Annotated in this window: 11 protein-coding genes; all 11 read left to right on the top strand. The window is 36.9% G+C overall.

What is annotated here, in order from left to right; translation table 11 throughout:
• Window positions 1-119: 119 nt before the first annotated feature.
• The 11 genes from lpxD to hisD all read left to right on the top strand — a co-directional run bounded on the left by lpxD (window position 120) and on the right by hisD (window position 12,035).
• Window positions 120-1,145, top strand: coding sequence for a UDP-3-O-(3-hydroxymyristoyl)glucosamine N-acyltransferase (gene lpxD / locus WBN20_RS14770; RefSeq protein WP_424282235.1), 1,026 nt, complete (start codon window positions 120-122; stop codon window positions 1,143-1,145).
• A gap of 3 nt (window positions 1,146-1,148) precedes the next feature.
• Entirely contained in the window at window positions 1,149-2,546 is a 1,398-nt protein-coding gene (locus tag WBN20_RS14765) for a bifunctional UDP-3-O-[3-hydroxymyristoyl] N-acetylglucosamine deacetylase/3-hydroxyacyl-ACP dehydratase (protein WP_424282234.1), read from the top strand.
• 1 nt (window position 2,547) lies between these two features.
• Window positions 2,548-3,333 (top strand): acyl-ACP--UDP-N-acetylglucosamine O-acyltransferase, encoded by a 786-nt coding sequence (gene lpxA / locus WBN20_RS14760; protein WP_424282233.1) that lies wholly within the window; start codon window positions 2,548-2,550, stop codon window positions 3,331-3,333.
• A gap of 6 nt (window positions 3,334-3,339) precedes the next feature.
• On the top strand, window positions 3,340-3,903 hold the full coding sequence (gene efp / locus WBN20_RS14755; RefSeq protein ID WP_424282232.1) for an elongation factor P: 564 nt from the start codon (window positions 3,340-3,342) through the stop codon (window positions 3,901-3,903).
• Window positions 3,904-3,994: 91 nt separating this feature from the next.
• Window positions 3,995-4,930, top strand: a complete 936-nt coding sequence (locus WBN20_RS14750; RefSeq protein WP_424282231.1) for a UDP-3-O-(3-hydroxymyristoyl)glucosamine N-acyltransferase — start codon at window positions 3,995-3,997, stop codon at window positions 4,928-4,930.
• A 66-nt stretch (window positions 4,931-4,996) separates the two neighbouring features.
• Window positions 4,997-5,869, top strand: a complete 873-nt coding sequence (sucD, locus tag WBN20_RS14745) for a succinate--CoA ligase subunit alpha (RefSeq protein WP_424271450.1) — start codon at window positions 4,997-4,999, stop codon at window positions 5,867-5,869.
• Between the two features lie 127 nt (window positions 5,870-5,996).
• Window positions 5,997-6,743: a 3-oxoacyl-[acyl-carrier-protein] reductase gene (fabG, locus tag WBN20_RS14740; RefSeq protein ID WP_424271449.1), complete on the top strand. Its 747-nt coding sequence runs from the start codon at window positions 5,997-5,999 to the stop codon at window positions 6,741-6,743.
• An 85-nt stretch (window positions 6,744-6,828) separates the two neighbouring features.
• Window positions 6,829-8,862 (top strand): vWA domain-containing protein, encoded by a 2,034-nt coding sequence (locus tag WBN20_RS14735; RefSeq protein WP_424282230.1) that lies wholly within the window; start codon window positions 6,829-6,831, stop codon window positions 8,860-8,862.
• 11 nt (window positions 8,863-8,873) lie between these two features.
• Window positions 8,874-9,689, top strand: a complete 816-nt coding sequence (locus WBN20_RS14730; RefSeq protein ID WP_424271447.1) for a prohibitin family protein — start codon at window positions 8,874-8,876, stop codon at window positions 9,687-9,689.
• Window positions 9,690-9,891: 202 nt separating this feature from the next.
• Window positions 9,892-10,749: an ATP phosphoribosyltransferase gene (gene hisG / locus WBN20_RS14725; protein WP_424271259.1), complete on the top strand. Its 858-nt coding sequence runs from the start codon at window positions 9,892-9,894 to the stop codon at window positions 10,747-10,749.
• Entirely contained in the window at window positions 10,746-12,035 is a 1,290-nt protein-coding gene (gene hisD, locus WBN20_RS14720) for a histidinol dehydrogenase (protein ID WP_424282229.1), read from the top strand. The genes hisG and hisD overlap by 4 nt, the downstream gene beginning before the upstream one ends.
• Window positions 12,036-12,161 lie beyond the last annotated feature (126 nt).

The raw sequence follows: 12,161 nt of genomic DNA, 5'->3' as shown, positions 1-12,161 counted from the left end.
TTGAAAGTCTTAATGCACTAGTTTACAGTAATTTATATACATGTACCTGGTGCAATACCATTAATCAATTTTTCTTACTTTTGTCTGAATTCAAACATAGGGTTAAATTATTTAAAAATTTGAAATTTACAGCTAGTCAGATTGCAGGTATTTTGGAGGGTGAGATAGATGGCAACCCGGATGTTGCTGTGCATAAATTGGCCAAGATTGAAGAAGGAGAAATTGGTTCATTAACTTTTTTGGCTAATCCTAAATACACGTCTTTTATATACAGTACCGAAGCATCCATTACCCTTGTAAATAAGGATTTTGTACCAGAGCAGACCATTTCTACTACCCTCATTAAGGTTGATGATGCCTACGAATCTTTTTCCAAGTTATTGGAATATTACAATCAGGTTAAGAACAACAAGACGGGACTGGAGAGGCCAATATTTTTATCAGAATCTGCCACCTATGGAGAAAACTTCTATTTAGGTGCTTTTTCATATTTGGGAAACAATGTAAAAATTGGTAACAATGTAAAAATTTACCCCAATGTCTATATAGGTGATAATGTGATAATAGCAGATGATGTTTTGATTTTTGCAGGAGCAAAAATTTATTCAGAAACAATAATAGGAAAGGGATGTGTAATTCATAGCGGCGCTATTATTGGTGCAGATGGTTTTGGTTTTGCACCTAATTCAAATGGGGAATATAGTAAAGTGCCTCAAACAGGGAATGTGATTTTGGAAGAAAATGTGGATGTTGGCGCAGGAACCACCATAGATAGAGCAACGCTGGGATCAACTATCCTTAGAAATGGTGTAAAACTTGACAACCAAATTCAAATTGCGCATAATGTTGAAATTGGAGAGCATACAGCTATAGCAGCTCAGACTGGGATAGCGGGGTCTACAAAAATTGGAAAAAATTGTAAAATTGGGGGGCAGGTTGGTATTGTTGGTCATATAACTATTGGTGACAGGGTTAGGATACAGGCCCAATCAGGTATAGGGCGAAATTTGAAGGACGATGAATTCATACAGGGATCACCTGCAATTAACTACGCAGACTACAACAAATCTTATGTTCATTTTAAAAATCTACCTAAACTGGTTAACAGGATTAATGATTTGGAAAAAAAAAGTGACGATAAATAAAGTATGGCAAAGCAACGTACAATAGCTAATGAGGTAACATTGACCGGTGTGGGTTTGCATACCGGAGAGAACGTAACCATGAAATTTGTTCCTGCATCAGAGAACCACGGCTTTGCGTTTAAGCGTGTGGACCTTGAAGGTGAACCAATTATTGAGGCAGATGCGAATTATGTGGTTAATACCCAAAGAGGAACCAATCTTGAGAAAAGAGGAGTTAAGATCCAAACCTCAGAACATGTTCTTGCAGCATTGGTTGGCATGGAGATAGATAATGTTTTAATTGAATTGGATGCCCCTGAACCACCCATCATGGATGGATCTTCCAAGTTTTTTGTCGAGGCATTAGAAAAAGCCGGAATTGTAGAACAGGAAGCCGAACGTGAAGAATATGTGGTAAAAGAAGTAATTACATATAAAGACGAAGCCAGCGGAAGCGATATAACATTAATACCTTCGGACAATTACGAAATCACCACAATGGTAGATTTTGGCACCAAGGTGCTTGGGACACAGAATGCTACCCTGGACAAAATAGCAGATTTTAAAAAAGAAATTGCGGATGCGAGGACATTTAGTTTTCTTCACGAATTGGAAATGTTATTGGAGAATGGGCTAATAAAAGGTGGTGATTTGAACAATGCCATTGTTTATGTAGACAAGGAAATTTCTGTTTCCACAATGAAGAAGCTTGAAAAGGCTTTCCATAAGAAAAAATTATCGGTAAAGCCCAATGGGATTTTAGATAATCTGACATTGCATCAACCAAACGAGGCAGCCAGGCATAAACTTCTGGACGTAATTGGAGATTTAGCATTGGCAGGAACAAGAATTAAAGGAAAAGTTATTGCCAATAAACCAGGACATTACGTAAACACTCAATTTGCTAAAAAGCTGTCCAAAATAATTAAATTGGAAAGACGAAATAAGGTTCCCAAATTCGATTTAAATGAACCTCCATTAATGAACGTTACCCAGATTATGAAAATGTTGCCGCACAGGCCACCTTTTCTTTTGGTTGATAAAATCATGGAACTTTCAGATTCCCATGTGGTTGGAGTCAAAAATGTTACAATGAACGAACCATTTTTTGTGGGACATTTTCCTGGGGCACCTGTCATGCCGGGGGTTTTGCAGGTAGAGGCTATGGCACAGACTGGAGGAATACTGGTTTTAAATACGGTTCCTGACCCTGAAAATTACCTTACTTTCTTTATGAAGATCGACAATGTCAAATTTAAGCAACAAGTAGTTCCCGGAGACACATTAATTTTTAAGTGCGACCTTATTTCACCAATACGAAGAGGAATCTGTCATATGCAAGCTTATGCATATGCAAATGGAAAATTAGTGTCCGAAGCAGAATTAATGGCCCAAATCGTAAAAACAAAACAAGAAGAATAGAATGAATCAGCCGCTTGCCTACGTTCACCCAGGAGCTAAAATTGCAAAAAATGTGGTTATAGAACCATTCACAACTATTCATAATAATGTAATCATTGGTGATGGTACCTGGATTGGCTCCAATGTCACTATTATGGAAGGAGCCCGTATCGGAAAGAACTGCAATATTTTCCCGGGCGCGGTAATATCAGCTCCTCCACAGGACTTGAAATACGAAGGTGAAGAAACAACTGTAGTAATTGGTAATAACACTACAATAAGAGAGTGTGCTACCATTCACAAGGGTACCAGAGACAGAATGAAAACAGTGATTGGTAAAAATTGTCTTATTATGGCCTATTGCCATATTGCTCATGACTGTTTTGTAGGTAATAATTGTATTTTCTCCAATAACTCAACCCTTGCAGGCCATGTAACCATTGGTGATAATGTTATTCTAGCAGGTCTGGTGGCAGTGCATCAATTTGTTTCCATTGGCAATCATGCTTTTGTAACTGGTGGATCTTTAGTTCGTAAAGATGTACCTCCTTATGTGAAAGGTGCAAGAGAACCGATGTCCTATGTTGGAATAAATTCTGTTGGACTGAGAAGAAGAGGATTTAATTCAGACAAAATTAGGGAGATACAGAATATTTACAGAATACTTTATCAAAAGAATTATAACAATTCACAGGCTGTGCAGATCATTGAAGCAGAAATGGAAGCTACACCTGAAAGAGATGAAATCTTACAGTTTATTCGTGATTCCCAACGGGGAATAATGAAAGGCTATTTTAGCACAAATTAATTATCTATGGCAAATACATCTGATATTAGGAAAGGATTGTGCATTAAGTACAACAATGATATTTATAAGATCACTGAGTTTTTACACGTAAAACCAGGAAAAGGACCTGCATTTGTAAGAACAAAACTTAAAAGTGTAACAAGCGGTAAAGTTTTGGATAATACCTTCTCTGCCGGACATAAAATTGAGGATGTACGTGTGGAAACAAGGTCTTATCAATTTTTATATTCTGATGGCTCAACTTATCATTTTATGAATACGGATGATTATAATCAAATCTCGCTTCAGGAAGGTATTCTTGATGCACCGGGACTTTTAAAAGAAGGCGAAGTAGTTACCATAATGTTTAACACTGAGGACAGTTTACCATTATCGGTTGATATGCCCGCTAGTGTCATTTTGGAAGTCACTCATACAGAACCCGGACTTAAAGGAAATACTGCTACAAATGCATCGAAGCCGGCGGTTGTTGAGACCGGGGCCAAAGTAAATGTGCCACTTTTTATTAATGAAGGCGATAAAATTAAAATTGATACGGAAAAGGGCTCTTACATGGAAAGGGCAAAATAAAAAAACATAATATACTCTATTTGAGTATTTTATAATCAATTACTTTACTTGTTTATTGACTATTAAATATTACTAATCTGACTATCCTTTCGTGAAATTTCCAAAGCCATATACTCTAAAACAAATTGCAGGGATCATCAATTCTGAATATGTGGGAGCGGATGATTTTTATATTTATGGAATGAACGAAATACATGTTGTGGAAGAAGGAGACATTGTTTTTGTAGATCACCCAAAGTATTACGACAAAGCATTAAGTTCTAAAGCAACTGTAGTTTTAATAAATAAAAAAGTGGATTGCCCCCCTGGCAAAGCATTGTTAATATCTAAGGATCCTTTTAGAGATTTTAATACGCTTACGAATTATTTTAAACCTTTTAAAAAATCGGATTTATTGATTTCCAAATCTGCCAGAATTGGAAAGAATACGCAAATTCAGCCTAATGTCTTTATTGGTAATAATGTTATAATAGGTGATCAATGTACTATTCATTCCAATGTTTGTATATATGATAATTGTATCATAGGCAATCATGTTACTATTCATGCAGGAACAGTTCTTGGGGCAGATGCTTTCTACTATAAAAACAGACCGGAGGGCTATGATAGACTACTTTCCGGAGGGCGTGTTGTAATAGAAGATCATGTAGATATTGGTTCGCTTTGCTCAATAGACAGGGGCGTTACCGGCGATACCACAATTAAGAAAGGCAGCAAGTTAGATAATCAGATTCAGGTGGGACATGATACCGTAATTGGAGAAAAATGTTTGATTGCTTCACAAACCGGAATTGCGGGCTGTGTTGTAATCGAAGATGAAGTTACTATTTGGGGACAGGTTGGAATAATAAGCGGTATTACCATAGGAAAGAAAGCAGTAATAATGGCACAGGCTGGCATTGGCAGATCTCTGGAAGGGGGTAAAAGTTACCTCGGTAGTCCGGCAGGTGAGGCTCGAGAAAAATTCAGAGAACTAGCCCATCTGCGCAATCTTTCATCAATTTTAAAAGATTTAAACAAACAATAAGACATTAACCACCTAAAAATAGATTTCAAAAATATATTTTTACATAACTAAAAAGACAAAATAACAATGAGTGTATTAGTAAATAAAGATTCCAGGATAATTGTTCAAGGTTTTACCGGTAGTGAGGGTACTTTTCACTCAGAACAGATGATAGCCTATGGAACAAATGTAGTGGGGGGAGTTACTCCGGGCAAAGGTGGTCAGGAACACCTTGGAAAACCTGTTTTTAATACAGTAGATGATGCGGTTAAAAGTGTTGGAGCAGATACTTCAATCATTTTTGTGCCACCGGCATTCGCGGCAGATGCAATAATGGAAGCGGCAAATGCTGGAATAAAAGTCATAATTACAATTACTGAGGGTATTCCGGTGGCTGATATGGTTAAGGCAAATAATTATATTAAAGAGAGAGATTGCACCTTAATAGGTCCAAATTGCCCGGGAGTAATTACCCCGGAAGAAGCTAAAGTAGGTATTATGCCCGGTTTTGTGTTTAAGAAAGGAACTATTGGAATTGTATCTAAATCTGGTACTTTAACTTATGAAGCAGCAGATCAGGTTGTAAGACAGGGATTGGGCATTACAACTGCTATCGGTATTGGAGGCGATCCAATAATTGGCACTACAACAAAGGAAGCAGTAGAATTGCTAATTAATGATCCTGAAACGGAATGTGTAGTTATGATAGGAGAAATAGGCGGTCATTTAGAAGCAGATGCGGCCAAGTGGTACAAAGCTAGTGGTAGTAAAAAACCAATTGTAGGTTTTATCGCCGGGGAAACGGCACCCGCAGGAAGAACTATGGGGCATGCCGGGGCAATAGTAGGAGGAACGGATGACACTGCACAGGCCAAAAAACGTATCATGCGCGAATGTGGAATTAATGTAGTGGATTCTCCCGCAGAGATTGGAAAGAAGGTTAAAGAAGTGGTTGGATAGTTAAAAATAACAACAATTATACTCAGTAAATCTGAGAGAAAAATCCCGAATTAGTCGGGATTTTTTTTAGCCTTTATGTGAAACAAAACTTATCTTTGAAATACAAGTGAGAAAACATAATAGTGATATGAAAATATTAGACGGGAAGAATGTTATTATTACCGGTGCAAGTAGGGGTATAGGTATGGGTATTGCCAGAGTTTTTGCTGAACATGGGGCTAATATAGCTTTTACTTATAGTTCTAGTGAAGCTCCTGCTCTTGAATTGGAAAAGGAGCTAAATTCTAAAGGAGTAAAAGCAAAAGCATATAAAAGTAATGCAGCCAGTTTTACGGATTCGGAGAAGCTGATTACACAGGTGTTGGAAGATTTCGAGGGAATAGACGTGTTAATTAATAATGCAGGTATCACAAAGGATAACCTGTTAATGAGGATGCGGGAGGAAGATTTCGACGCGGTTATCGAAATAAATCTAAAATCTGTTTTTAATATGACTAAAGCCGTTCAGCGTACAATGTTAAAACAACGCAATGGATCCATTATTAATATGAGTAGTGTAGTTGGTGTTAAAGGGAATGCAGGTCAAACAAATTATGCCGCTTCTAAGGCAGGAATAATTGGATTTACTAAATCTGTTGCTCTTGAACTTGGCTCAAGAAATATTCGTTGCAATGCCATTGCTCCGGGCTTTATTGAAACAGAAATGACAGATAAATTAGATGAAAATACTGTACAGGGATGGCGAGAGGCAATTCCACTGAAAAGAGGTGGAACTCCTGAAGATGTTGCAAATGCCTGTTTGTTTCTTGCATCAGATCTTTCTGCTTACATTACCGGACAAGTTTTAAATGTTGATGGTGGAATGTTGACATAATGTCCAGTTAGTCTATTTATTAATACTAGAACAAGACAAATGACCTGATTGGTTTCTGGCAGTTAGGTGTTATCCAAAAAGTTTCATGCAACTACAAACGGTATTCCTGATATTATTTGCTGCGATCCTGGCTTTTGGATTGGTTATATTTCAGTACTACTACAAATCCAAGAGCAAAGGCATTTTATATTTAGGACTTTCCTTTTTGAGATTTATAGCATTGTTTTCTGTCTTTTTACTTCTCATAAATCCAAAAATCACCAAAGAGCAGTATTCCCTGGAGAGAGCAAATCTAATTATCCTGTCAGACAATACTTCGTCAATTGGGCAGGCGAATGGGATTAATCAGCTCATTAATGCCAAAAAACTGATTGAGGAGAATACTAATATAGCGGAAAAGTTTAATGTCTCTAAATATGTATTTGGGAATGAATTAAATTCTTTAGACAGTTTGTCATTTACGGAGAAAGCTACGAATATTGGACGTGCTCTTTCATCACTAAATGAGATTTTCGCTGGAAGCACCGCAGCCATTTTGATTATTACTGATGGAAACCAGACTTTAGGTGAAGACTATGAATTCTATGCAGGAAGACAGAAATTTCCCATTTTCCCTTTGGTTGTTGGAGATACAACGAGTTATCAGGATATCAGAATAGATCAGGTAAACACAAACAAATATGCCTTTTTAAAAAATAAATACCCTATTGAAATTTTCGTTTCCTACCAGGGAAAAAATACAGCCTCAACAGTATTAACCATTTCTGAAGCTGGTCAGAATCTATATAGAGAACAAATAGTTCTAAGTGAGGTCGGGAATTCTCAAATTATAAGTACAGTTCTCGACGCGACTACTGTTGGAATTAAGAATGTAAAGATTAGCCTTAGTCCTATGGAAAATGAAAGAAACATTTCCAATAATTCCAGGCAAATAGGCATAGAAGTAATTGATGAAAAAACCAATATTGCACTGGTCTCTAATATACTTCATCCGGATCTGGGTGTTTTAAAAAAAGCAATTGAAAGCAATGAGCAAAGATCGGTGTCAATTATAAAACCATCCTTATCTCCGAATGAATTGGAACAATTTGATCTTTTTATTATATATCAACCAGACACTTCTTTTGAAAAGGTATATTCTTATATAGAAAGCAAAGGGGCAAATATTTTTACTATAACCGGCCCCAAAACAGACTGGTCTTTTCTAAATAGAGTGCAGAATAGTTTTCAAAAGAATAGTTATGATCAGCAAGAAGAAGTAACTCCTATTTTAAATGCAGGTTTTACGCATTTTGATATCACAGATCTTGTGGTATCGGAATTTCCACCAATAGAAACCACTTTAGGAGAATTGCTTATTACTGCATCTTATGAAAATATGTTAAGTCAACGCATCAAGGGAGTAGATTTGAATGAACCTCTTTTTACAATACTGGAAACCAATTTACGCCGCGAGGCCATCCTATTAGGGGAGAATATTTGGAAATGGCGCATACAGAGTTATAGGGACGATCAGGATTTTAAAAAATTTGATGATTTTATTTCTAAGGTTATATTATTCCTGACAAATAGCAAGCCGCGAAGTCGACTAACATTGGAGTACGAAAATATTTATCAGGGTTTAAATGAAGCGACTATAAAGGCTACTTATTTTGATGAAACCTTTGTTTTTGATGATAATGCTACAATAAATTTAGAATTAAATAGTATTGATACTAATACTAGCAGGGAAATCCCAATGTTGCTTAAGAGTGGTTATTATGAAGCTGATATTCGTACACTCCCATCTGGGGATTACAGCTTTACTGCCAGCGTTAAGGATGAGAATCTAACCAAAACCGGAAAATTCACAATTCTGGAGTATGATTTAGAACAACAATTGTTATCAAGCAATTATAAGAAATTAGCAAGATTGGCGAAAAGCACTAATGCAACACTTTATTTTCCTTCTGAGATCTCAGAATTTATTGAGGACATGATAATAGATAATAGGTTTGTGCCAATCCAGAAAAGCAAGCAAAATGTCGTATCTTTGATAGATTTTAAAATCCTCTTAGGAATCATAACAGCAGCTTTGACAGCTGAATGGTTTATAAGAAAATATAATGGACTAATTTAATTTTATACAAAATGGATAAATTACCAAAAATAGCACTGCCAGCAGTGTTTATAATTATTTTATTGATAATACTTATTTCCAAATCTGCAATTACCATAAAATCTGGTGAGGCAGGGGTTCTGTATAGAACTTTTGACAACGGTGTGGTGACAGATGAACCCCCCCTTAATGAGGGCTTTCACATTGTGGCACCCTGGAATAAAGTTTTTGTGTACGAGGTAAGACAGCAGGAAGTTTTTGAAAAGATGAAAGTGCTTTCCAGCAATGGATTGGACATTCAGCTTGATGCATCTGCCTGGTTTCAACCAGATTATGCACAACTAGGCAAATTACATCAGGAAAAGAGTGAGATGTATAAAGAACGAATTCTCTTACCGGCAATCAGGTCTGCGGCGCGTAGTGTAGTTGGGAGATATACTCCTGAACAATTATATTCTAGTAAGCGAGATGCAATTCAGGTTGAGATTTTCGAGGAAACCAGGAATATAGTTGACGATCAATATATACAATTAAACGAAATTCTAATTCGTGATGTTACCCTGCCTCCAACAATTAAAGAGGCTATCGAAAGAAAATTGAAACAGGAACAGGAGTCTTTGGAGTATGAGTTTCGTTTGGTTACCGCTCTAAAAGAGGCAGAAAAAGTAACTATTGAGGCTCAGGGAAAGGCTGATGCCAATAGAATTCTTAGTGCTTCTCTAAACGATCAAATCCTTAAGGATAAAGGTATAGATGCTACCTTAAGATTAGCTGAATCTCCAAATTCCAAAATTGTGGTAATAGGATCAGGCGGTGATGGGCTGCCACTTATCCTTGGTAATAATTAATGGCAATAAGTTTTGTGAAATAAAAATAAATTCTAATTTTACAATCTAATGAGAACTAAAAATACACATCATCATTTGTACACTTGCACTCAGGCGAGGTAGAAATGTATTGTTGTATTCCAAAATATATCTAACCCGTTTGAGAAATCAAACGGGTTTTGCTTTTAAACCTTTTTGGTCGCTTAATAAAGAAATTAAACAAATGGAAAAATTAAAAATAGCCATACAAAAGTCCGGGAGGCTTAACGAAGATTCTATAAAAGTTCTAAAAGATTGCGGTATTTCTATTGATAATGGAAAAGACCAATTAAAAGCTTCGGCCCGGAACTTTCCTATGGAAGTGCTTTACCTTAGAAATGGGGATATCCCTCAGTATCTTAAAGACGGAGTCGTGGATATTGCCTTCATAGGGGAGAACGTGCTGAAAGAAAAAGGAAGTAATATCACGGTTGCAGAAAAGCTTGGTTTTTCTAAATGCAGAGTCTCTCTGGCCGTCCCAAAATCTAGTACTTATTCAAAGATTAAAGATTTGGAAGGAAAGCGAATTGCTACCTCATATCCAAATACATTAAATGAATACCTTTCGGATAAGGGGGTCCGGGCTGAACTTCATATTATTAACGGGTCTGTGGAAATTGCCCCAAATATTGGATTGGCTGACGCTATTTGTGATATAGTTTCAAGTGGTAGTACTTTATTCAAAAACAATCTTAAAGAGGTAGAGGTAATGCTCAAAAGTGAGGCAGTATTAGCCGTTTCACCAATGATCAATGAGAATAAGAAAGAAATTCTGGATGATCTGAGATTTAGAATTAAATCGGTTCTGGTTGCCAGACAATCCAAATACATTTTGATGAATGCTCCTAATGATAAATTGCAGAATATTATTAAAATACTGCCAGGAATGCGGAGTCCAACGGTTTTGCCTTTGGCTGAAGAAGGCTGGAGCTCAGTGCATACAGTTGTCAATAAGGATAAATTCTGGGAAGTCATAAATGAATTGAAACAGGCAGGTGCCGAGGGAATATTAGTTTGCCCGATAGAGAAAATGGTGCTATGAAAAAGATATTCAATCCTGAAAAAAAAGACTGGCCTGAACTTCTGGGGCGCCCAACTCAATCTGTTGCAGATGTAGAGCACACCGTAATGCAGATTTTTAATGAAGTGCAGACAGATGGTGATAAGGTTTTAAATAAATATACGAAGCAATTTGACGGTGTTGAAATATCTGAATTATTAGTAAGCGCTGATGAGTTTATTGAGTCTGAAACAGTAGTGCCTGATCGGCTAAAAGATGCGATACAAACAGCTAAATCTAATATTGAAAAGTTTCATAAGGCTCAGAAAACGTCCAAAATTGAAATTGAAACTATGCCCGGCGTAATATGCTGGCAGGAAAAAAGGCCAATTCAAAAAGTGGGTCTTTATATCCCCGGAGGCACTGCTCCTTTGTTTTCTACTATTTTAATGCTTGCAATTCCAGCCAATATTGCAGGATGTTCCGAGTTGATTTTATGTACACCTCCCGATAAATCAGGAAAAATAAACCCGGCTATTCTTTATACTGCAAAACTTTGTGGCATTACGCAGATTTTTAAAGTAGGTGGAATTCAGGCAATAGGAGCGATGACATTTGGAACAGAAAGTATAAACAAGGTTTATAAAATATTTGGACCAGGGAATCAATATGTTACCGTAGCTAAACAAATAGCAACCAAATTTGGCGTAGCTATAGATATGCCAGCAGGTCCAAGTGAGCTTTTGGTAGTCGCAGATGATTCTGCCAATCCATCTTTTGTAGCCTCAGACCTTTTAAGTCAGGCAGAACATGGAACAGATAGTCAGGTAATACTCGTATCAACTTCCAAATTGCTTATGGAAGAAGTCGAGGTGGAATTGCAAAAACAAATTATCAATTTACCAAGGGTTGCCATTGCTAAAAGGGCAATCGAAAATAGTAAGTGCATCTTTGTTGAAAGTGACGAAGTTGCAATCGATCTAATAAATGAATATGGGCCGGAGCACTTTATTGTCTGTTGTAAAAATGAGGAATATTATATTAGAAACGTGGTGAATGCAGGCTCGGTTTTTCTTGGAAAATACACCCCGGAAAGTGCTGGTGATTACGCCTCCGGAACCAATCACACCTTGCCTACGAACGGTTATGCAAAACAGTATAGCGGAGTAAATCTGGACAGTTTTACCAAGAGCATTACTTTTCAAAGGATATCTGAAACAGGGATAAGGAATATTGGGAACACCATCGAAGTAATGGCAGAGGCAGAAGGGCTCCAGGCGCATAAATATGCAGTATCGCTAAGACTTCAAAGTTTAAAAGACAAGTAATTGCATTTGCTTAAAGAATACGATTTATGAAATTTGACCTAAATAGCTTGGTTCGGGAAAATGTAAGGGAATTGAAACCTTATTCATCTGCCAGGGATGAATACATCTCTGATGGTTCTAAAATGG

The sequence above is a fragment of the Eudoraea sp. genome (assembly GCF_049665975.1).
Lineage (GTDB): Bacteria > Bacteroidota > Bacteroidia > Flavobacteriales > Flavobacteriaceae > Eudoraea.
The sequence above is the reverse complement of the archived record's forward strand: the minus strand, read 5'-3'. Positions and strand labels throughout refer to the sequence as shown.

What these genes read in the sequence shown, in the direction of transcription:
- WBN20_RS14735 (WP_424282230.1), top strand. Translation starts at nt 6,829, where the DNA reads ATGCAACTACAAACGGTATTCCTGATATTATTTGCTGCGATCCTGGCT.
- WBN20_RS14765 (WP_424282234.1), top strand. Translation starts at nt 1,149, where the DNA reads ATGGCAAAGCAACGTACAATAGCTAATGAGGTAACATTGACCGGTGTG.
- sucD (WP_424271450.1), top strand. Translation starts at nt 4,997, where the DNA reads ATGAGTGTATTAGTAAATAAAGATTCCAGGATAATTGTTCAAGGTTTT.
- fabG (WP_424271449.1), top strand. Translation starts at nt 5,997, where the DNA reads ATGAAAATATTAGACGGGAAGAATGTTATTATTACCGGTGCAAGTAGG.
- efp (WP_424282232.1), top strand. Translation starts at nt 3,340, where the DNA reads ATGGCAAATACATCTGATATTAGGAAAGGATTGTGCATTAAGTACAAC.
- WBN20_RS14730 (WP_424271447.1), top strand. Translation starts at nt 8,874, where the DNA reads ATGGATAAATTACCAAAAATAGCACTGCCAGCAGTGTTTATAATTATT.
- lpxA (WP_424282233.1), top strand. Translation starts at nt 2,548, where the DNA reads ATGAATCAGCCGCTTGCCTACGTTCACCCAGGAGCTAAAATTGCAAAA.
- hisD (WP_424282229.1), top strand. Translation starts at nt 10,746, where the DNA reads ATGAAAAAGATATTCAATCCTGAAAAAAAAGACTGGCCTGAACTTCTG.
- hisG (WP_424271259.1), top strand. Translation starts at nt 9,892, where the DNA reads ATGGAAAAATTAAAAATAGCCATACAAAAGTCCGGGAGGCTTAACGAA.